Genomic DNA, 21,765 nt, shown 5'->3' on the forward strand with positions numbered 1-21,765 from the left:
TAGTTAGGTATAGTTAGTAAAAATAGTCAGTATTTAACTTAGGGTACTAATTTATTTATCCTCTAACACAAAAAATCATTTTAAGTGATTACTCTCTCTATTATCAGTTTACAATATCGGCTACTAATCCCTTATTATCTATCAAAAATTAGATTTCCTCGAAAAGACTAAAAATATTTCTTAATAAAATTATCATATCTATAGATGAAGTAGCAACATGTTAGTTCACTTTCTACATAAAAAGCTATCTATATAACAAAAAACGTTAGAGAAAGAGTAAAATAATTCTATTTTAAAATATCTATAACAAATTATAACTATTATAATATTACTTTTTTAAGAGCCAAATATCCTTAACTCAAATTAACCTAAAAAATATTTTCTTAATTAACAAGATATTACAATAAGTAAAATTTTTAAGTTGTCTAACCTGTTACAACATACGGAAAGTATTACTGAACTTCTAGCGAGTTAAAAACAATAATCATATCTTGCTGTGCAGGTGTTGGTGGTGGTGGTAATATTTTTGTCCTAATTACCGCATTTACAGCAGAAGCATCAAAATCTGATCTACCAGAACTACGCTCAATTACACAGGAAAGAACATTACCATCTGCATCAATACGTACATGGACTAGTGCAACTAAATTATCACGAGAATACGTTGGGATACTCCAGTTTGGTCGAACAGACATCATTACTAATCCAGCATAAATATCATGTAATCCACCACCTCCACCATTACCATCACTTACTCCACCTCCACCACCGACTGTAGAAGTTTGTTTTTTAAACCCAGCTAACGCATTAGTTACAGAAGTATTAGGAGAAACTTTTTGTGATTTTTGAATATTTGTCTTTTTCTTTGCATCTAATAATGCATCTTTTAAAGAAGCACTCCCTCCTATTGGTTCTGTCTTCTTTACTATTTTTTTAGCTGGTTCTCCTTTTGGTTGCATTTTTTCAACTTTTTTAGCTAATTCTTGTTTTGCCTTTGGAGTATCTAAAATTTTTTCTGTAGGAATTTTTTGCTCTATCCTTTCATTAACTGCTATCTCTTCCCTTACAGGAACTGCAATTGGTTGAAGTTGGTTTTGAGACTCATGACCACCTATTGTTTCTTGTCTAAGAGGTACAAAATCAGAACTAGTCTGAACAGAAGGATTCTTTAGAACTGGAATATTTTCTATTGGGATAGAAGGTGTAACTGTTGAAGTTTTAGTAGGAACAGGGATCTGCTGTCCTAATACAGGAGAGGGTAGTCTACCACCTCCTATAGACTCCATAGTTAAGCTAATCTGAATTGGACGCTCAGGTCTTACAATAGTCTTAGTAGGCCAAAAAACTATAATTAAGATCAACCCAATATGTAGAATGAGTGATGCGATATAACTAATAAATCGCATAATTCTATTTACCTTTCACCTATGACACAAAAATACATCTATTCAATAAATGAATAATAACATAAAAATTTTGTCCTTGACCATAGTAATCAAAATATCATTACTTTTTAGAGGTTACCCCAGAGCCAATCTCTTCCCTAGTCGCAATCATACCAAGTTTATCAATACCTGCCTCACGAACTCTCCCCATTACCTCTACAACAACGCCATAAGGTATTTCTTTATCCGCCTGTAACAAAAGCTCTTTATTTTGAGACCTCACTAAAAGATCTAATTTTTCTTGGAGTTCATCCATAGAAACAGGATAGGTATCAAGGTACATGTTACCATCTCTACGGATGGTTAAAATAAGATTTTCTGACTCTAGTGGTAGTGTTTCTACAGCTCTAGTTTGAGGAAGATCTACTTCTAATCCTTCAGTCATCATAGGTGCTGTCACCATAAAAATGATAAGTAAAACTAACATAACGTCTACAAATGGCGTCACATTAATCTCAGAAACAAAACTACTTTTCCCCCCTAAAGATGCCCCCATAATTCCACCAAAAACTTTCTCTATTTTTTCTACTAATTAAGTATGAATGTATAAGTCTAAATAAATTATCCTTAACCTATCTTTATGTCTTATTTGCATTAAGCTCACGATGGACACGATTAAGAAACATTCCTGCAAAATTAACTAATTTAGATTCAAGATCCCCTAATTTCCCAACAAAAATATTGTAACCAACAGTTGCAGGAATAGCTACAGCAAGCCCAAAGGCAGTAGCTATTAGTGCTTCAGAAATACCAGGTGCAACAGTAGCAAGAGAAGCTGACTTCATAGCACCTATAGAATGGAAAGTATGCATTATACCCCAAATTGTTCCAAAAAGTCCTATAAAAGGAGCTGTATTTGCTGTTGTTGCAAGGAAAGAAAGAGAGCTAGATAATCGTGTCATTTCTGTACTTACTCCCTGACGTAGTGCTCGACGGACATTTTCTACAATAACCTCCTCAGAGTTCCCAGCCTCTTTTGAACGATTAAATTCTGTCACTCCTTCATGTGCAACGACATACAACGGTGAAACCATGTCTCTTCCAATTGAGTGCACAGCATTTCGTAATTCTCTAGCATCATGAAAACGCTCACTACCTAACACTGTTTTTTTCATGGCTAACCTAATAGCTATCCACTTCTGGAACATCATTGCCCAACTTAGTACACTCATGAGCAAAAGAATTAGTAGCACAACCTGACCAACAACTGTTGCTTGAGCAATTAAAGAAATTATACTCAAATCCATTCTATTCACCTTAACAAGAAATAATAAGCACAGAAAATGTTTTCAATCTTCTTTATAACTAATATTAATACCTTCAATATCTTTAATTATAAGAACTTATCCTTACTAATAAACATATTAGCCTTAAATTTCGTACAGATACTACTATGATACGTCAAGCTATATCATAAAGAAGATACAATAACTAGCCATAGCTAATAAGTTACTGTTACTGTTTTTATAGCATATATATTACTTTTTAATTAAGCAATGCCTGTTTTTTATAGATAAAAAACACACAGAGCCTACAAGGCTACTTGACAGATACTTTTTAGGACAATATTTAATAATTCTTAAATGCTAGCTGACTCATATCTATCTAATTTAATATAGTTTCTCAGTTTAGCATATAGAAGGAATTTATATAATAAAAGTTGTAGTTACTCATACTACCTTAATTTAATTAATTTTTAACTAAGCTATATCTCTCTTTATTTTTAACAAATTAAGTACTATAATTAGACTATGTCTCAAATATTATCTACAACTATTCTTAATTAAAAAACCTTCTTCTAATCAAATTAGCAGTCTACATTTTTAATTATAAAATTGGCTAAAATAAAAATATAAATACTAACTTAAAGGAAATATTTATGAAATCTTTAAAGGGCACTAGAACAGAAAAAAATATCCTTACTGCTTTTGCTGGTGAATCCCAAGCAAGAAATCGATATGACTACTTTTGTGTAACTGCACGAGAAGAAGGTTTAATGCAAATATCTGAAATATTTGCTGAGACTGCACTTCAAGAGAAAGCTCATGCTAAACGCCTTTTTAAATTTCTTGAAGGTGGTGAAGTAGAAATTCAAGCTGCATATCCTGCTGGAGTTATTTCTACTACAGAAAATAATCTCCTGGCTGCAGCACATGGGGAACATTATGAATCAACAGAAATGTATCCTCAATTTGCTCAAATTGCTGATCAAGAAGGTTTTTGTGAAATTGCATGTGTTATGCGTAACATAGCAGAAGCTGAAGCATACCATGAAAAACGTTATCTTGCCTTTGCAAAAAACCTAAAAGAAGGTAAAGTGTTTGAACGTGAAGTTGCTATTTCCTGGCGTTGTTTAAAATGCGGCTATATTCATCATGGGAAAAATGCGCCAGAAGTTTGCCCAGCTTGTGGACATCCAAAAGCATACTTTGAAGTCTTACATAACCCATGGTAATAGAGATCCTTTTATGTCAGAAAGTCCAATCATGACAGAGCCAAAAGAAATGTGGCATTGTCAAATAACAAACTGTGGATATATCTATAATCCTGAAAGAGGAGATAAAAGAGCTAAAATTCCACCAGGAACGGAATTTGAATCGCTACCTGATAATTGGCATTGTCCTGTTTGTGGTGCTTCTAAAAAAAGTTTTAAGCCACTAACAGATAGTTAACTTACTTATAAGTCAAGGAGAGAAATTTCTCTCCTTGACTTATTTTTTTAAGAAATGCATTCAATTTTTCTAGCTAACTAACTAAAACTTTTTTTAATAATTTATGAAAAATATTGCTGTATGGAATACTGCTTTTCTTGGAGACACAGTACTTACTCTTCCTCTTATCCAAACTCTTGCAAAAACTTACCCAGAAGCCTCTATTGATTTCTATGTTCGTAAAGGTAATGGCTCTCTTTTCTCTTCACATCCAAATATTAAAAATATTATTGAATATAATAAAAAACAACAATTCATAAAAAGTACAATAAAACTTATCCAACATATAAAAAAACAAAACTATGATCTTTGGATTAATGCACATACAAGTATTCGCTCTTCTATTATTACACTATGTTCAAATGCTAAACTACGTATAGGTTATTCTGAAAATATCATCCAACCATTATGTTGTACACAGCTCATTAAACGTAAACTTGGTTCTCTTGATGAGATAGAGCGTCTTTTAGATCTTCTCTCAAATTTGCCTATAAAAAAATCAAATATCCAATACTGGCCTAATATTGTCTTAACCCAAGACGCACAGCAACAAGCAAATACCTTCTGGAGGAAATATATTTTAGGTCCTGTTTTAGGAATTAATCCTGGTTCAGTATGGCCTACAAAACGTTGGTTACCAGAACGATTTGCAGCTATTTTACATAGAGCTATAAAAAAAAATATTCATGTACTGCTCTTTGGAGGACCAGGAGAGGAACAGCTTGCAAGTGAAATTATTTCATTATCTGGTATGACTGGACACCCCTTACTCCATAATCTTTGTGGAACACTCACGTTACAAGAATTAGCTGCATTTATAAAAAAATTGAATTGCTACCTTACTAATGATTCTGGCCCCATGCATATTGCATGGAGCCAACATACGCCTGTTACTGCTATTTTTGGCCCTACCGTAAAATGCCTAGGATTTTCTCCCAGAGGTGAGCATTCAACTGTAATAGAAATATCTCTTTATTGTCGACCCTGTAGTCTACATGGAGGAAAAACTTGTCCTGAAAAACACTTTAGGTGTATGAAAGATATTACTATTGATGTCGTATGGGAAAACATAGAAAAAAAACTCTTCCTATAACTATAATAAATGTAATGCCTCTAAATATAACATAACCAAAAATTGCATGGCAACCTTTTTCTTCTTTCCTCCTCTTCCTTCTATTACAGGGGGTATGTATGTTATACTTACTATTGCAAAACATTTACATACAATTGGCCATAAAAGTACATTAGTCTTTCGTGAGTACTCACCTTATATTGATAGCATTACACCTCAAATCCCTACTACACACTGGGACAAACTTACACTTAGCAAAGATGATGTTTGGGTTGTTCCTGAAGGTTGGCCAATGGCTCTTATCCCAGGACTACGTTCTCAAAGTCGTTGTGTTGTCTATGTACAAAACTGGGCATATTTACATGGGAAACTTCCAGACAATGCTTCATGGGAACAACTTCCTGTGACAATGATCGCTGTTTCAAATCCTGTAGCTTTCTTTATAAAAGAAACAACAGGAATAAATGCTCATATATTACGCCCTGGGATTAACCTTAATATATTTCATGTACCAACTTGTAAGTCTTTTAAATCTCAAAACAGACCTATACGAATTGCTTGGATGCCTAGAAAAAATAAAGCACTTGCACATCAAATACAACAAAGTATTAAAGCAAAACTTTCTAGTTGTAACTCATCAACTTCTTTAGAGTGGATAGAAATTCATAAAAAAACACCAGAAGAAGTTTCTGCCTGCCTTAAAACTTCTGATATCTTTCTTGCTACAGGATTTCCTGAAGGATGCCCATTGCCTCCATTAGAAGCACTAGCATGTGGATGTCTTGTAGTAGGATTTGGAGGATTTGGAGGATGGGATTATATGCGTCAAGCACTACCTAATGGTTATACACCTTGGTGGCCCTTAGAAAATCTTCCATGGGGAGGAAATGGACTATATGTAGCTGATGCTGATATATTAGGAACTATTTTTGCCTTAGAATACGCTATAGATTTACTACACTCTCATAATGAAGAACTTAACTCTATATATTTGCAAGCTGAAAAAACAGTTAAAGAATATTCCCTTAATAATCACTATAATGCTGTCTCAAATCTTTGGGAACAGCATTTTATATAATTTAGTAACTATTTATAAGATATTAACATAATTTATTTAAATTTTTATAGAAAAAACTCTGGAATTTTATATCCCAGAGTTTTATCGATACCCCTTGCTTTAAATTTTAATAATATTCTAGCTAACTCTAAAAATCTCTGGAGGAGATTAAATTATATGTAATACTTTATAATAACTACTTATAGTTATTACTATGCTGCCAACATAATATGATTGAAAAATTCTCTAGCAACAATACTAGATGGGTTATATTCAAGGACTGTTTCAATTTGTTTTATAGCTTCTTTATTACGACCTAAAGAAATTAAACATCCAGCAAGAGAAATACGAAGCTCCTCTCTATCTGGGAAAATATTTACACACTCTTCAAGAACTGAAACAACTGACTCAAGGCGATTTAATTTATAGCCTTCACGGACAAGGCAATTAAGTGCTACTGCATTTGCAGGATTAGCATGTGCTGCTTTTTCAAAATAAGAAAAGGCTTCTTCATCTTCGCCTAATTCCATCTTAATAAGACCCATACCAGCTAATGCTTTATCTTGAAGACCAAAATCAAAAGCCTTATTATAAAAGTCCATTGCTGTATCAAAGTCTCCACGTTGTATAGCTATAGTAGCAAGACCCATATAAGGTTCAGGCTGTGTTTCCATAGAAGTATTAGCTTTTTTATAATAATCTTCAGCCTTATCAAAATCACCCATAAACAAATAGCATTCACCTAACTCTTTGTTAATTTCATAATCAAGCTGATTTTGGCTACTCATAATCTCCTCCATATCCTTTTTACTAAAAGTTATACTTAACTAAATTAATAAGGGTGTATTGATATAAAGGATAAAGCAATGCACATGCCAAAATATCTTTTTTAAGTAAATTTATAGAGTTCCATGTAATATAGAGCTTATCTATAAGATATTGTCAGTGATTTGACCCTATCATATCAAATATATTAATAGAATTATCACTGGTTACGTAATGACTGCAATCTCTCTGCCAACATACGAGCTTTTGCTTCACCAATCCCAGGAATAGCTTCTAAATCCTTTATGGTAGCACATGTCATTGCTTCAACAGTCTTAAAATGACTCCACAAAAGTTTTGCTGTGGCTTGTCCTATACCAGGGATACGTAATAACTCACCTAACAGAGCTGTATTTTTTCTAGCTTTTCTATGTTTGCCAAGTACAAAATTATGTGCTGTATCTCTCACATATTGCAAAAATAATAACTCTGGAGATCCTTCTTTTAAGGTCAGAGGATTCATTCTTCCTACGACAAAAATTTTATCTCCAATATTCCCTGCACGACGATCTACTCTACCTTCTTCATTCCTTGCTTTAGCTATTCCTGCTAATATAAATACGTCTTTAAGATGATGCTCATTAAAAACACGTTGTACGGCATTTATTTGACCCTTTCCTCCATCAATAAGAACTAAATCTGCCCAAGGAGGGCCTGACTGTATTCTTCGTTTTGCCCATGATGCAAGAGCAGCATAATCATCTCCTTTAATAAAAGGACTATTATCTTCTGTTGTACTATATATTCTATAATCATTTTTAAGAGGTTGAGAATCTTCAAAAACAACCATTCCTACACGAGTATTTGTCCCACTTATATGTGATACATCAACACATTCTATTCGAAAAATGGGTTTATCAGTATGAAAAACTTTTGCTAATTTAGCTGACATAGGCTCCCCTAATTTTGTCTGTACAGCTTCACGAGCATTAGTTACTGCAATATCTACCAAATTACTTTCAATTATATTTTTAGGAACCTCAATACGAACTGTACTATTACGTATATCTTCTAATACATATTTTAATGTTTCAAAGGTATCTTCACTTATTTCGTCTTTATTATTTGTTGATTCAGGAAGCCATGGGACAATAATTCTTGGAGGGATTGAAGATATAGGACTATAAAATTGACTTAAAAAACTTCCTAAAAGCTCAGGACCATCATCAAGTTCAAGACCTGGCCAAAAAAATGTCCTTCCATCTAACAGTTTTCCTTCTCGAACAAACAAAAAACCAAGAGCTAACCCATTATTAACTACCGCAATTCCAATAACATCCATATCACCTCCCTCAGGGAGAACAACACTTTGTCTCTCTATAGTATGCTTAATAGCTTGGATTTGATCTCTTAAGGTTGCTGCCTTTTCAAACTCTAATGCTTCAGAAGCATACAACATATCTTTCTGTAATAACTCTACAAGTTCTTTGGATTTCCCAGATAAAAATAACTCTACTTTTTGTATCAATACAGCATAGTCTTTAGGGTCTACTTCTTCTGTGCATGGAGCAAGACATTGTTGTAAATAAAAATAAAGACATGGACGTATACGATTATTAAAAACTTTATCTGAACATCGACGAAGAGGAAAAATTTTATGGATAAATTTCCATGTATCACGGACAGATGTACCAGATGTAAATGGACCAAAGTAAACAGCATTATCTTTATAAGATTGCCTTACAATTTCAAGTCTAGGGAAAGGAATTCCTTTTTGAATTCGAAATAGTAAATACTGCTTATCATCACGTAATACAATATTATAGCGTGGACGATGTTTTTTTATCAGGCTAGCTTCAAGTAATAATGCTTCTTTCTCTGTATTAGTAGATATTGTTTCCAATAAATTAGCATGATTCATCATTGCCTTTGTTTTAGGCGTTATCACTAACCCATCACGAAAATAAGATAATACTCTCTTTCTTAAGTTTCTGGCTTTACCTACATAAATAATCCGACCTTGTGAATCTTTGTATAAATAAACACCAGGAGTTGTTGGAATAGATGATGGATGAGGTCTCTCCATATTTCCTACTATCTTGAATACGTTAAAAAATCAGAGGATATAGTCTCTTCACTATTTTTATTCAATACAACTTTTATTGCTTTCCTCTTTAATAAACGTTTTACTAACTGGGGAAGAGGTAAACCTAATATCGTAGTATAGTTACCTTCAATAATATCTATTAAAAAAGCTCCTATACCTTGTATTGAAAAAGCTCCTGCTTTATCATTTGACTCACCTGTACTTACATAAGAAGATAAAATATCTTTATCCCATTGGCCAAATTGGATACTTGCTGTATCATAAAATATTTCATATTGCACAGAAGTGATATTTTCTTCTAATGGCCACACAATACAGCAACCTGTTATAACTTGATGTTTTCCTCCCTGAAAACGAGAAAGCATAGAAAAAGAATCATTGCCTGATTGAGGTTTGCCTATTATTTCAAAAACATCATCTTTAGTATATATAACTACTGTGTCTGCAGCAATGATAACTGAACGTGGTTCTAATGCAGCAGCAGCAAAAGCTTTTACTTTTGCAGCCCTTATAACATACTCTAAAGGATGTTCAGAAGAAAGTGGTAAAGGCTCACTGTCTACACTAACAATTTTAAATAAAAGACCTAATTGCTCAAGCAAACTTCTACGTCTTGGAGAGGCTGATGCTAATACTATTGGTACGGTTTCTATAAAAACACTTGATACTCTTTGTTGAGTCATAGTTTAGTCCTAATCTATCTCTTTCTCTAACATATTTATTTAATTATTGACTTCGTAATTAAAATATAGGTTTATTGATGTATAAAAAAGTAATATAGAGAACTTCCATATTATCTTTAAATAAGGTATGAAACGGTATCTGATCTGAACCGTTATCATAATGGTGCCTTTGCCTTTTCTGAAAGACAATTAATAAAGCTAGAAGTAGTAAAAGAGCTATAGATCAGACTTATTGAAAAGTCATTCAAAGGATTTGCAATGCCCATTTACCGTAAAGTTGGTGCTCGTCTTACCCAAATGCAGGAATTATTCTCCCGAAATGATAACTGGCTGATCATAATTAATGCTGATCCTGATGCTATTGCATCAGCTATGGCTCTAAAACGTATTATGTCCCGTCGAACTGGGAAAGTATTTATTGCACGTATTAATGAAATTACCCGGCCAGATAACCTAACTATGTTGAGACAGTTATATATTCCTCTTGTCCCATGGAGTGAAACACTCCTCCCCTTTTTCCAAAAATTTGCTTTAGTAGACTCTCAACCACATCATAGTCCTATATTCCAAGACATACCATTCTCTATTGTTATAGATCATCATCCTATTCTACCTGAATTTCCTTCAAAAGCTACATATTCTGATATTCGACCTGAATATGGTGCGACTAGTACTATCTTTACTGAATACTTGCGTAGTCTTCATATTAGACCTGGAAGACGTCTTGCAACAGCGCTACAATATGGTATTCGAACAGATACTGGAACATTCACTCGTAAATTTACAGATGCTGATATCAGAGCCTATCAATGGCTAGCTAAACATGCAAGTAATACACTGCTAATACGTATTACCCGTAGTGAATACTTACAAGACTGGTTAAAGTATTTTACTCGAGCCTTTACTTCTCTTCATGACTGTGGGAAAGGGAAATTTGCCTTCTTAGGAAATATTGAAAATCCTGATATTTTAGTTGTTGTAGGTGATTTTTTTACTAAAGTTTATGGGTTAAAATGGACTGCTATTTGTGGAGTCTATAAAGAACAAGTTGTTATTGTTTTTAGAGGAGATGAAAGTATAGATCTTGGAAAATTTGCTAGTGAACGTTTTTCATCATTAGGCTCTGCAGGTGGTCATAGGGCTATGGCAAGAGCTGAATTCCCACTGAAACTTGTTGAAGGAAAAAATTTAGAAGTTTTTATATTTCGAAAACTTTCAGAACGTCTACATTCAAAAAAGAAAAACTCTAAGAAAGAATCAGAGAATAATGAAGAACTATCAACAAAAGAAGAACATAAACATCCATCAGAACCATTAAATACAAATCAAACTAGTTAACTATTATTAATTTCTTAATCTTCTTTTACTCTCTATGTACCTTACGTTACCATTCAATTTTAAAAACTAAAATTACATTCCTTTAAAATTCTAAATAACCTGGTGTTCTGGGAAATGGTAATACATCACGAATATTAGAAACACCTGTTAAAAGCATCACTAACCTTTCAAACCCTAGACCAAAACCAGCATGTGGGACAGTACCAAATCGTCGTAAATCCAGGTACCACCAATACTCTTCTATAGATTGACCTAGTTCTCTAATTCGAGACAAAAGATTATCAAGTCTTTCCTCACGTTGACTCCCTCCAATCAGTTCGCCTATACGAGGAACAAGTAAATCCATTGCTGCAACAGTTTCTTCGTCATCATTTTGGCGCATGTAAAATGCTTTTATTTCTTTTGGATAGTCAAAAATAATGACAGGATGTTTAAAATATTCTTCAGTAAGATATTTTTCATGCTCAGATTGAAGATCTAACCCAAAAGTAACTGGAAATTCAAAATCTTTATGGCTAGATAATAATATTGTAATAGCATCATGATATGAACAACGTATAAATGGCTTGGCAATAATATTCTCTAACGCCTTAATAAGTCCTGGTTGAACATATTTATCAAGTAACATTATGTCATCTATATGACACTGAAGAACTTTCCTAATAACTTCACAGGTTAACTCTTCTGCTAGATTCATATTATCTTGTAAATCAGCAAATGCCATTTCAGGCTCAACCATCCAAAACTCTGCTGCATGTCGAGGTGTATTAGAATTTTCTGCACGAAAAGTAGGACCAAATGTATATACTTTTCCAAGTCCCATAGCTAAACATTCAGCCTCAAGTTGTCCTGAGACTGTAAGACTACATTCCTTACCAAAAAAATTATCACTAGATTGAGAATCATTGCTTGAGTGTGCTGTAGTAACTCTAAACATTTCACCAGCTCCTTCACAATCAGAGCCTGTAAGAATTGGAGTATGGATGTAATAAAACCCTTTCTTATAAAAATAATTATGGATAGCCTGTGCAGCCTCAGCACGGATTCTAAAAATAGCGCCATACTTATTTGTACGAACTCGTAGATGTGCAATAGTTCTTAAGAATTCATCAGAATGACGTTTCTTTTGTAAAGGAAATACCTCAGGAGCAGCAAGACCATGTACAACCATTTTTTCTACTTGAATTTCCCAGTCTTGACCTCTGCCAGGAGAAGGTACAAGCTTACCATAAACAGATACACAAGCTCCTGTATTAACACCGTCAAGCATATCCCAAGCAGCACTACCTTCATTTATAATACATTGTATATTCTTTAGACATGAACCATCATTAAGTTCAAGAAACACAAACCCCTTAGCATTACGCCTTGTCCGTATCCATCCACCAACATGAACATCTGCTTGTGCTGTTTTCGAACAAAGAATTTCTACAATAGTACTAGGTAGCATATATACACCTTAATAAACAAATATACTAGAATGATAAAAGGAAATAAAAACAATATATATACATTATATTCTCTTCCGTCTCACTCCTAACCGAACCCACTCAATAATAATAGGTAATAAAGAAACAATAATTATTCCATAAATAACTAAACTAAAATTTTTCTTTATTAATGGCATATTACCCAAAAGGTATCCTGCAGAGACTAAGCCTATCACCCAAATAGCTGCACCAACAATATTATAAAATAAAAACCTGCTAGGATTCATATAGGTAACTCCAGCAACAAATGGAACAACGGTACGGATAATAGGTATAAAACGTGCAAAAATAACTGCTTTCCCACCATGCTTTTCATAAAAATTATGCGCTTTAATAAGTTGATCTTTATTCAAGAGCCATATGTTACGACTAAAAACATTTGGACCAATATAGTTACCTATCATATAATTTACAGCATCACCCATAATTGCTGCAGTTAAAAGGACAATAACAAGTATTGGATAATATAAATAACCTGCACCTACAACTGTCCCTGCAGCAAACAGTAAAGAGTCTCCAGGCAAAAAGGGAGTAATAACTAGTCCTGTTTCACAAAAAACAATAATAAAAAGAATCACATATAAAAAAATTCCATACTCAGCCACTAAGGGAAAAAGGTGTGTATCAATATGTAATATAAATGAAAAAAACTGTCCCAGCAATGATGAATCCATAACTCTCCTTTGAATAACAAGGTCGCTTTCTACTAACATCTTATTAATTATACATTATAGCATGCTATAGTATATTAAAGTTAATGCAAAGTTTACAATAGTAGCTTTTGAATAAAACTAATGTTAAAATAAAGAAAGTTGACTAGGTTTTTTTTGTATATGTTTCATCAGCTGACTACGCTGAAACATATCTGGAAGATTAACTAAAAATCTAGAAGGAGCAAGCCTTAACACATTACCAAATATAGTTCTTTGCTCTGAATAGCTTAAAAATAATGCATCTTTGGCACGTGTCATCCCAACATATAATAACCGTTTTTCTTCAGCAATAGTCTCACTATTTTCATACTCTTTCTCTGCCTTTTGTAAAAGTCGTTGTGTACCTAAATATGGTAAAAGTCCTTCCTCTAATGCTGGTAAAAAAATAACTTTAAATTCAAGTCCCTTAGACGCATGTAGTGTCATAATTTGAACCTGTTCTGAATGACTTTTTACTAAATCAATTTCTTGTCGCAAACAAAGCCAATTCAATAAACTCTCCCAAGAACCATGTACTTTATAGGCTTTTAACAACTTCTTAAAACTACTGGATTCACGAAATAAAGGATCAAATGGTGGGACAGATTCTAACCATGAAAGAAGTGCTGAAGGTCCTCCATTCCAAATATGTGTTGCAATAGAAGAAGGATCAGGAACTGTTTGTATTCCAAAAGGTCTTCCAAATTTTCTTCCTGCAAGACCTAATAACAAAGCTACACGCTGATCTTCCCAAAATAATTCAGTTTCTGGAACAGAACAAGGTACACCTAATCTTACCAAAGACTCTTGGAATGGCTTCATGAGTGCCTTCATTCTGACAAGAATAGCAATATCACCAGGACTACATAGTCCTGCTAATGGATGAGGTTCATTACCAGCCCGTGCATCTACCAATGTATGAGAACTTCCTCCAATTAATTGAGATACCTTACTTGCAACCCATGAAGCTTCACGGCAATAATCAGGTGCTGTAAAAAGGTGTAATAACCCTTTATCCTTTCTAGTAGAAGTAAGGTTTTTACTTTGCTTACCAGAAGCAAGAAGAGCTGAAGCTGAGTAAACAACTTCTTTTACAGAACGATAGTTCTCTGCAAGAGTAATAACTTTTATACCAGGCCACATTTTACTAAGAGCTAATTGAACATTAGGATGAGCACCTCTAAAACCATAAATTGACTGGTCAGGATCACCTATACCAAAAAACCCCTTACCTGATGATGGAACAAGTAATTTTACTAATGCAAGTTGAAGTGAAGAAAGATCTTGAATTTCATCAACAAGGACTGCCTTCCAAAATGTTCCTCTGCTTTTCTGCAAAGTAGAAATCCATTGTTCTAATAAGTCGCTATAATCAACCATATTGCGTATTTTTTTATACTGTCTATATTTTTCAAGCATAGGAAGATATGCCTGTTCAGGCAATACTGACGTATCAACTTGCTTTTCACGTACTAGATTTAAAATCTCCCAAGCTTTTTTGATTAACTTTGGTTCATTCTCTTCGTTAGCTTTAATAAATACAGCCTGTGAAGCCTCCTCAGAAAGGACATGTGGCTGACTGCCATCTTCTTTTTTGGGCCAGTATCCAAGAGCTAAAGCATGAAGTGTATCGACTCTAATTGTTCCCTTCCCTATAGAATTTCGTATACGTTCTTGTAGCTCCTCTGCAGCTCTACGGCTAAATGTAACAGCCAAAATTTCACTGGGTTTTATCCCACTGAATAGCAAATGTTCTATCCTTCCTATTAATGTCCTTGTTTTACCTGCACCTGGTCCAGCAAGAACTAATATAGGTTGGATATCAGCCTTTATAGCTTCATTTTGAGAAGTTGAATAAGAAAAGTTAGAAGAAGAACTAGTAGTAGTTATTATCTTTTTATCATGATCTTTTTTAGTTAAAAAAATATCACCATAGCTAGCCGCCGTTACACTAGAAGATTTTGGGGAAGACGTTTCTTTCTCTCCCTCCAAAAGAACGCCTGTAGCTGCTAACAAAGGCATAGTCATATATTTGGGTGATAAATTCTTTATTGTTTTTGATTTTTCTTGTGTTGTTACTCGAGGCTTTGAGCTTCTAGAAAACATTTTTCCAGGTAGAAATGAAGCTCTTTCTGCATCACTAAAGACTCGGATAATGCCATACTCTCCATCATAACCACCTTGACGTATAACTTGCCCACGACGCATACGCACAATAGCTTCACCTAATTCATTCCAGTATTGGCGAAGATCACGTTCAGAAACCACATGAAGTATATTAAATTCCGTTCCAAATCGATGAATAAGTTGTCCATATTTATCAAGCACTCTCTTACTCATTGAGCCAACTCCCAATATCTCTCCTAGTAACTCCACAAGAGGGATAAAGGGATAATAAGGAGGAGTAGCTGGCATATAGGCTTCTGTCCTATCAGCTAATTCAAGAATTCGATGCAACACTCCAATTGTAAGCTCATTCCCACAAACAGGACACATATTTCCCATACGCATGGCTTCTTTTGGCTCAACAACAACACCACAAGCACGATGGCCATCTAAATAATATTTCCCCTCATCTGGGAAAAATTCAACTGTACCTTTATATTGAACATTATTAGGTATAGAAGGGAATCTTCCAGTAGAAAAACGTAGTGCATTAAAAATTCCATCATAAGATGGTAGTCCCTCAAATAAATTGGCTTCTCGACCAATTTTATCCCCAGAATGTGCATCAGAATTAGAAATTAAAGCACAACCATCTAAATGACTCCAAAGACGATTCATTTCAGGATCAGAAGAAAGACCTGTTTCTAAAGCAAAAATATGTGGTGCAAGATCACCAAAACACTCATCCAAACTATTAAATCCTGACTTTGAACCAAAAAGAGAGAACCATGGTGTCCAAATATGGGCAGGAACGACAGTTCCTCTTTCGTCAACTTCTAAAACAATCTCAAGTAAATTACGACAATCAAGACCAAGAATAGGACGACCATCTGAACGTAAATTCCCAATTGACTCTAATTTTCGACATAGTTTCTCTATGCTATCAAAGTCAGGCATGAAAATCATATTATGAACCTTACGTACTAATCCATCTTTTTTGTAAATAGAGCTAATTTCACCCTGAAGTAAAAATAAAGGATCTGGTGAATCAGAAGGAATCTCTATTCCTGGGACTTCACTCTGAAGGACTTCTTTAGAAACAGGAAGCTTATAAAGCCCTGAGGCTTCATCTAATATAAGTTGTTGTTGTAACTCTTCTCTCCACACAGGATGTGTAATATCTCCTGTAGCAATAACAGAAATACCTTTGATGCGGCTCCAAGCAGCTAAATGTGGTGCTGTAAGCTTTTTACTGGTAGCTCTAGAAAAACGAGAATGTATATGTAAGTCAGCACAAAATATACTCATATAAGATCCTACAACTGTAATATATTAATTAATTATAGATAATAAATAGAAGAAAAGAAAAACATTATTGAGAGATAATAACATTATAATAAAATGAGATATAGTTATTTTTAGAAAATAAAAAGTTTACAACATTTTATTATTATAGAATTTTTTATATATTAATAAAAATAATAGATAAAAATAGTATAATATAATGCTACCCATAGAGCATAATTAAGTATCCTATAGTACATTTATAATAGATTGAAAACTTTACTATAAAGGAACAATAAAAGATAACCTTTCTTTCTAACAACTATAGATTATATTAAATTACAATCAGATATAATTTCAGTCAGGTTAAATTATATCTCACCATTGTTGAACTCTATCTTTTAGGGATAGTTACTATCAAGTCAAGCTAAAACCATGCTAGCCCAATAAGCTTGTCCAAAACTAATTCCTCCATCTCCTGATGGTACATTTTTATGCATAAGTGGTGTAAGCCCTCGATACCTTAATGCTTTGGGTAATAAAGAAGATATAGTTTGATTATTTAATACTCCACCAGATAACCCAACAGTTTTAACTCCTGTATTCTCTGAGCCAATCAAGGCTAAATCTGCTAATCCTTCAACTAGCCCTATATGAAACCTGCGTGCTAATATAGAAACAGATATTTTTTGTTGTAATAACTCTATTAATTCTTTTAAAAAAACTGTTGTATCTAATTCATAAATACTATCTTTTTCAACTATAGAAATAGTAAGACTCTCATTACATGACATATCCTGTTGATGTTCAAGACGAATAGCTGCTTGCCCTTCATATGTAATGTAATCACATAATCCAAATAAAGTAGAAACTGTATCAAATAACCTCCCACAACTTGAAGTCAACTTCACTTTATCTTTGGATACCATTTCTCTGATTGCACTATGAATCGTCCATCTCTCAGGAGAATTTTTCCATAGCTGTCTTACAAGGCTATCTACTCCTTCTAGTTCATGTATTTTTAATAATGCTAAAAAACCGCTTAACAAACGCCATGGTTCATGAATAGCTTTTTCTCCTCCAGGAAGAGGAAGGAGTGATAGTCTAGCTAGTCGTTCCCCTTGCTCATATGACTTCCCTTTTACAGCTTCTGGATATAAATAAAATAATTCTCCTCCCCATATAGTTCCATCCATACCATATCCTGTACCGTCAAGAGTCAATACGAGTGCCGGCTCTTTATGTCCATGTTCAGCTAACACACTATAACCGTGTGCAATATGATGCTGTAACTGTAAGATTGGTAAACCAAACTCTGCGGCATACCGTGTAGTAAAATAGTCTGGATGTAAATCACAGACAACAACTTCAGGAGAAAATCCAAATAATTGGGAAATATGTTTTACTGTTTGACAAAATGACCATTCTGTTTCTGGTTCAGAAAGATCTCCTATATGTTGACTTAAAAATATATCCTGTCCCCTTGTAAAACAAAATGTACTTTTATGTTCTGCACCTAATGCTATAATGCAAGGAGTATTATCCTTTAAAGTTTTAACTGTTATAGGTAGTGGTGCATATCCTCTTGCACGTCTGATAAAATGCCAATTAGGTGATTGTCCTATGTTGTCCTCTCTTAAACAAACAACAGAGTCATCAACTGGCACAATAATATTTCTATTATGAAATAAAAAAAAATCTGTAATAGTATTAAGTCGTATCAGTGCATCGTCATTATTATATATTATAGTACCACCACTTACATTAGCGGAGGTCATAACAAGAGCAGGAATTATTCTTTCTAGCTCAGCAACTTTTGTTAATGTATTACATAAAATGTGATGCAGTGGAGTATAAGGAAGCATAAGACCTATAGTAGAAACATCTGGAGCAATATTTTTTGGTAAACTATGAGGAATTGCTTTCAAAATAACTATAGGACACTCTGGTGATTGCATTTTTTGGATTTCTACTTCACTAATATAAGCAATTTGTCGAGCAATATTTATATTTGGAACCATAACAGCTAATGGTTTATCTGGGCGATTTTTCCGATAGCGTAATGTATTAACTACGTCAGCATTAGTAGCATCACAAATAAGATGAAAACCACCAATCCCTTTCATAGCAATAATCTTACCTTTATAAATATACTCTATAGCTAACAATATTGCTTCACTATTATAAGTAATATATCTATTATCATGATCTGTTAACCATAACTGTGGGCCACATGTTGGACATGCATTAGATTGTGCATGGAATCGTCTATCTAAAGAATTATTATATTCTTTTTCACAGGTAAAACAAAAAGGAAAAGAGGACATAGAAGTATGATGTCGATCATAAGGAGCTTTATGTATAATAGTATATCGAGGACCACATAGTGTACAACTTATAAAAGGATATTGATAACGATGATCAGTAGTTGTATTCAATTCCTTAACACAATACTCACATGTAGCAATATCTGGACTTATTAATGAAGTATACTGTATCCCATCAGAGCTTTCTTCAATAAGAAACTCTGTTTCTTTATCCTGAAAACCAAGAGATTGCATAGTAATTGACGTAAATTGAGCAATAGAAGGTTTTTCATTAGTGATCATTTCTTTAAATATATTTAATTTACTATCATCCCCTTGAACTTCAATCCATACTCCATATATAGTATTTTTTACTTTACCTGTAAGGCCTAATTTTGTAGCAGTACAGTATACAAAAGGACGAAAACCTACACCTTGTACTCGACCTTTTATTGTATAACCTTGTCTCTTTAACTGCATATTATATAACCTATTTAACACGCCCATTAATCAAGAGTAAAATATAAGAGTATTACTCCTATGCTAGTGATTAATTAGCATAATGCTATCTATTCTCTCAACAAATATTATATAGAAATATAACAACATTTATAAAGACTTGCCACAAAATCATAGTCTCGATATATTAATTTTTTCTATTGTAAAAACTGCATTAACTTTCTAAATTTTTATTTAGAAAAACACAGAGGTAAAGATAATGCTCTTTTCTTTTCGTTTTATTACCTATCCCCTCATAACAATTTTTATATTATATACTTGTCATAATGCGCTTGCTAGTAATAATGATTCAATGATTACCTCTGAAAATTTTGAAAGCCAATTACGACTTCTTCTTCATAACCATCCTGAGCTTGTCCTTGATGTACTAAGAGAGCATAGCGAACTTGTCCTTGAAATTGCCCAACAAGGTTCTAAACAGCGTCAACATAAATCCCTTATAGCACAGTGGAAAAAAGACATAACTACTCCAAAAAATATGCATCTGGAAAATAGACCAATCCGAGGGAATCCAAAAGCACCCGTAACTATTGTAGCATTTTCAGACTTTACATGTTTGTACTGTTCACAAGCTTCTAAAACTGTACAACAAATGCTTATTGATTATAAAGATAATGTAAAATATATTTTTAAACACTTCCCGCTTAAAGGACATACTATTTCACAACAAGCGGCAATATATTTCATTGCTGCATCTTTCCAAAGTAATGAAAAAGCATGGGCACTTTATGATCTTCTTTTTCAAAAAAGAGATGAGCTATTACAAAACGGTGAACAGACTCTTAAACAAGCAGTAAAAGAAGTGGGACTAGATATAAAAAAGTTAATGAGTGACCTCAACAAAGCAGAAGTAAACAATATTCTTGGACAAGACATAAAAGATGCTGCACAACTTGATATTAGTGGTACTCCATACTTTATTGTTAATAACCTTATCCTTCGTGGTGCATTACCTCCTGAATTATTCACAGAAGCAATTAATATGGCCTTAAAAAATACAAAAGAAGTGTCAACATCTCCAAAATAAATTCTAAAAGGTGTCATAACTACAACACATTACTATATAATGAAACCTATGCTAGTATATTTATTACAATACTTTTTAGTTAGCTTTTTTAACATGTTATCCATCTTTTCATGATTATCAAATGTGATATTGATACAATTGCCCTCCCTAAAAACTTTCTTAAAGAAAAAAAGACAACCATTACTTTAGGAAATTTTGACGGTGTCCATCTTGGACACCAAGCTTTGTTAAAAACTATTTATTTAACAGCTAAAAAACAGCAATCTATCTCAACGGTTATTACCTTTGAACCACATCCACAGGCCGTCCTTATAGGAGAATCCCCATCTCTCCTGACTACAAAAAAAGAAAAATTAAAGCTAATTAAATCAATGGGGATAGATCTTATCTTCCAGCTCAACTTTACATCTACATTAGCAAATATGACAACGGAACAATTTGTGCAATCGATTTTATTGGAAAGACTTCATATGGAAGGTATAGTTTTAGGACACGACTTTTCTATGGGGAAAGAAAGATTAGGAACACAACATGTTTTATCAACCCTAGGAAAAACAATGGGATTTACAGTAACACATCAACCTGTTTTCACATTTAAAGAACAGCCTGTTAGCTCAAGTCTTATCAGAGAAGCTATCCAAGAAGGAGCTATAGAAAAAGCTAACTTACTCTTAGGTCGTTGTTACTCAATAGATGGTACTATTATACATGGGAAAAAACGTGGTAGAATGCTTGGGTTTCCTACAGCTAATCTTGCATTATCATCTAATTTAATTCCATCTACTGGAGTTTATGCAACATTAGTCACCCTAGAATCAAATCAAGATAATACCTTTTATATACCTGTACAACATCAAAAAAATACATTTTTAGCTGTGACTAATATAGGAATAAATCCAACTTTTGGAGATTCAATTCCTAAAATTGAAACTCATTTATTAAATTTTCATAATGATCTCTATGAGCAACATATGACAATCAATTTTCTAAAAAAATTAAGAGAAGAAGCCATATTCTCTAATATCTCTTCTCTAATAACACAAATTAAAGATGACATATCCCAAACCAAAACAATTTTTAAGAACATGTTGTGGCCTCAATCACTCAGTTTAGAAGATCCAGTTGATCGCATGGATGCGACCCTAAAAACCTAATAGACGGGT

The 21,765-nt window shown here is 33.5% G+C and carries 17 protein-coding genes; 7 read left to right on the forward strand and 10 right to left on the reverse strand.

Annotated elements, in window-relative coordinates; genetic code table 11:
* Positions 1 to 452 precede the first annotated feature (452 nt).
* The 3 genes from tolA to tolQ all read right to left on the reverse strand — a co-directional run bounded on the left by tolA (position 453) and on the right by tolQ (position 2,692).
* Positions 453 to 1,406: a cell envelope integrity protein TolA gene (gene tolA, locus LI_RS03805; protein WP_011526776.1), complete on the reverse strand. Its 954-nt coding sequence runs from the start codon at positions 1,404 to 1,406 to the stop codon at positions 453 to 455.
* A 100-nt stretch (positions 1,407 to 1,506) separates the two neighbouring features.
* The gene (locus LI_RS03810; protein WP_011526777.1) at positions 1,507 to 1,941 is read right to left on the reverse strand and encodes an ExbD/TolR family protein; all 435 of its coding nucleotides are present in this window, start codon (positions 1,939 to 1,941) and stop codon (positions 1,507 to 1,509) included.
* Between the two features lie 82 nt (positions 1,942 to 2,023).
* The gene (tolQ, locus tag LI_RS03815) at positions 2,024 to 2,692 is read right to left on the reverse strand and encodes a protein TolQ (protein ID WP_015353769.1); all 669 of its coding nucleotides are present in this window, start codon (positions 2,690 to 2,692) and stop codon (positions 2,024 to 2,026) included.
* Positions 2,693 to 3,324: 632 nt separating this feature from the next.
* Between tolQ and rbr the strand changes: the two genes are divergently transcribed.
* The 4 genes from rbr (at position 3,325) to LI_RS03835 (ending at position 6,306) form a co-directional block, all read left to right on the forward strand.
* The gene (rbr, locus tag LI_RS03820) at positions 3,325 to 3,900 is read left to right on the forward strand and encodes a rubrerythrin (protein WP_011526779.1); all 576 of its coding nucleotides are present in this window, start codon (positions 3,325 to 3,327) and stop codon (positions 3,898 to 3,900) included.
* 13 nt (positions 3,901 to 3,913) lie between these two features.
* A complete protein-coding gene (locus tag LI_RS03825) occupies positions 3,914 to 4,117 on the forward strand; it encodes a rubredoxin (protein WP_011526780.1) in 204 nt (67 codons plus the stop codon).
* A gap of 103 nt (positions 4,118 to 4,220) precedes the next feature.
* On the forward strand, positions 4,221 to 5,249 hold the full coding sequence (locus tag LI_RS03830) for a glycosyltransferase family 9 protein (RefSeq protein ID WP_011526781.1): 1,029 nt from the start codon (positions 4,221 to 4,223) through the stop codon (positions 5,247 to 5,249).
* Between the two features lie 46 nt (positions 5,250 to 5,295).
* Positions 5,296 to 6,306 (forward strand): glycosyltransferase, encoded by a 1,011-nt coding sequence (locus LI_RS03835; RefSeq protein WP_011526782.1) that lies wholly within the window; start codon positions 5,296 to 5,298, stop codon positions 6,304 to 6,306.
* Positions 6,307 to 6,497: 191 nt separating this feature from the next.
* On the opposite strand, the gene LI_RS03840 is transcribed toward LI_RS03835, so the two are convergent.
* The 3 genes from LI_RS03840 to LI_RS03850 all read right to left on the reverse strand — a co-directional run bounded on the left by LI_RS03840 (position 6,498) and on the right by LI_RS03850 (position 9,840).
* Positions 6,498 to 7,085 carry a tetratricopeptide repeat protein gene (locus LI_RS03840; RefSeq protein ID WP_011526783.1) on the reverse strand — a complete coding sequence of 196 codons (588 nt, stop codon included), beginning with the start codon at positions 7,083 to 7,085 and terminating at the stop codon, positions 6,498 to 6,500.
* A gap of 185 nt (positions 7,086 to 7,270) precedes the next feature.
* Positions 7,271 to 9,136, reverse strand: a complete 1,866-nt coding sequence (uvrC, locus tag LI_RS03845; RefSeq protein ID WP_011526784.1) for an excinuclease ABC subunit UvrC — start codon at positions 9,134 to 9,136, stop codon at positions 7,271 to 7,273.
* A gap of 8 nt (positions 9,137 to 9,144) precedes the next feature.
* Positions 9,145 to 9,840: a Maf family nucleotide pyrophosphatase gene (locus tag LI_RS03850; RefSeq protein WP_011526785.1), complete on the reverse strand. Its 696-nt coding sequence runs from the start codon at positions 9,838 to 9,840 to the stop codon at positions 9,145 to 9,147.
* Positions 9,841 to 10,098: 258 nt separating this feature from the next.
* On the opposite strand from LI_RS03850, the gene LI_RS03855 reads away from it, so the two are divergent.
* Positions 10,099 to 11,178 carry a DHH family phosphoesterase gene (locus tag LI_RS03855; protein ID WP_011526786.1) on the forward strand — a complete coding sequence of 360 codons (1,080 nt, stop codon included), beginning with the start codon at positions 10,099 to 10,101 and terminating at the stop codon, positions 11,176 to 11,178.
* An 82-nt stretch (positions 11,179 to 11,260) separates the two neighbouring features.
* Here the strand turns inward: LI_RS03855 and asnS are convergent, their stop codons facing one another.
* The 4 genes from asnS to hypF form a co-directional block, all read right to left on the reverse strand.
* Entirely contained in the window at positions 11,261 to 12,628 is a 1,368-nt protein-coding gene (asnS, locus tag LI_RS03860) for an asparagine--tRNA ligase (RefSeq protein WP_011526787.1), read from the reverse strand.
* A gap of 63 nt (positions 12,629 to 12,691) precedes the next feature.
* A complete protein-coding gene (locus tag LI_RS03865) occupies positions 12,692 to 13,342 on the reverse strand; it encodes a VTT domain-containing protein (protein WP_015353770.1) in 651 nt (216 codons plus the stop codon).
* 123 nt (positions 13,343 to 13,465) lie between these two features.
* Positions 13,466 to 16,774 (reverse strand): UvrD-helicase domain-containing protein, encoded by a 3,309-nt coding sequence (locus LI_RS03870; RefSeq protein ID WP_011526789.1) that lies wholly within the window; start codon positions 16,772 to 16,774, stop codon positions 13,466 to 13,468.
* A 398-nt stretch (positions 16,775 to 17,172) separates the two neighbouring features.
* The gene (gene hypF / locus LI_RS03875; protein WP_015353771.1) at positions 17,173 to 19,536 is read right to left on the reverse strand and encodes a carbamoyltransferase HypF; all 2,364 of its coding nucleotides are present in this window, start codon (positions 19,534 to 19,536) and stop codon (positions 17,173 to 17,175) included.
* A gap of 238 nt (positions 19,537 to 19,774) precedes the next feature.
* Between hypF and LI_RS03880 the strand changes: the two genes are divergently transcribed.
* Both LI_RS03880 and LI_RS03885 read left to right on the forward strand, forming a co-directional pair.
* The gene (locus tag LI_RS03880; RefSeq protein WP_011526791.1) at positions 19,775 to 20,602 is read left to right on the forward strand and encodes a DsbA family protein; all 828 of its coding nucleotides are present in this window, start codon (positions 19,775 to 19,777) and stop codon (positions 20,600 to 20,602) included.
* Between the two features lie 110 nt (positions 20,603 to 20,712).
* Positions 20,713 to 21,756, forward strand: coding sequence for a bifunctional riboflavin kinase/FAD synthetase (locus tag LI_RS03885; protein ID WP_011526792.1), 1,044 nt, complete (start codon positions 20,713 to 20,715; stop codon positions 21,754 to 21,756).
* The last annotated feature ends 9 nt before the right edge of the window (positions 21,757 to 21,765 follow it).

The organism is Lawsonia intracellularis PHE/MN1-00 (assembly GCF_000055945.1).
Lineage (GTDB): Bacteria > Desulfobacterota > Desulfovibrionia > Desulfovibrionales > Desulfovibrionaceae > Bilophila > Bilophila intracellularis.

Excerpts from the sequence above, each read along its gene's own strand:
- tolA (WP_011526776.1), bottom strand. The coding sequence starts at position 1,406 with ATGCGATTTATTAGTTATATCGCATCACTCATTCTACATATTGGGTTG.
- LI_RS03810 (WP_011526777.1), bottom strand. The coding sequence starts at position 1,941 with ATGGGGGCATCTTTAGGGGGGAAAAGTAGTTTTGTTTCTGAGATTAAT.
- tolQ (WP_015353769.1), bottom strand. The coding sequence starts at position 2,692 with ATGGATTTGAGTATAATTTCTTTAATTGCTCAAGCAACAGTTGTTGGT.
- rbr (WP_011526779.1), top strand. The coding sequence starts at position 3,325 with ATGAAATCTTTAAAGGGCACTAGAACAGAAAAAAATATCCTTACTGCT.
- LI_RS03825 (WP_011526780.1), top strand. The coding sequence starts at position 3,914 with ATGTCAGAAAGTCCAATCATGACAGAGCCAAAAGAAATGTGGCATTGT.
- LI_RS03830 (WP_011526781.1), top strand. The coding sequence starts at position 4,221 with ATGAAAAATATTGCTGTATGGAATACTGCTTTTCTTGGAGACACAGTA.
- LI_RS03835 (WP_011526782.1), top strand. The coding sequence starts at position 5,296 with ATGGCAACCTTTTTCTTCTTTCCTCCTCTTCCTTCTATTACAGGGGGT.
- LI_RS03840 (WP_011526783.1), bottom strand. The coding sequence starts at position 7,085 with ATGGAGGAGATTATGAGTAGCCAAAATCAGCTTGATTATGAAATTAAC.
- uvrC (WP_011526784.1), bottom strand. The coding sequence starts at position 9,136 with ATGGAGAGACCTCATCCATCATCTATTCCAACAACTCCTGGTGTTTAT.
- LI_RS03850 (WP_011526785.1), bottom strand. The coding sequence starts at position 9,840 with ATGACTCAACAAAGAGTATCAAGTGTTTTTATAGAAACCGTACCAATA.
- LI_RS03855 (WP_011526786.1), top strand. The coding sequence starts at position 10,099 with ATGCCCATTTACCGTAAAGTTGGTGCTCGTCTTACCCAAATGCAGGAA.
- asnS (WP_011526787.1), bottom strand. The coding sequence starts at position 12,628 with ATGCTACCTAGTACTATTGTAGAAATTCTTTGTTCGAAAACAGCACAA.
- LI_RS03865 (WP_015353770.1), bottom strand. The coding sequence starts at position 13,342 with ATGGATTCATCATTGCTGGGACAGTTTTTTTCATTTATATTACATATT.
- LI_RS03870 (WP_011526789.1), bottom strand. The coding sequence starts at position 16,774 with ATGAGTATATTTTGTGCTGACTTACATATACATTCTCGTTTTTCTAGA.
- hypF (WP_015353771.1), bottom strand. The coding sequence starts at position 19,536 with ATGCAGTTAAAGAGACAAGGTTATACAATAAAAGGTCGAGTACAAGGT.
- LI_RS03880 (WP_011526791.1), top strand. The coding sequence starts at position 19,775 with ATGCTCTTTTCTTTTCGTTTTATTACCTATCCCCTCATAACAATTTTT.
- LI_RS03885 (WP_011526792.1), top strand. The coding sequence starts at position 20,713 with ATGATTATCAAATGTGATATTGATACAATTGCCCTCCCTAAAAACTTT.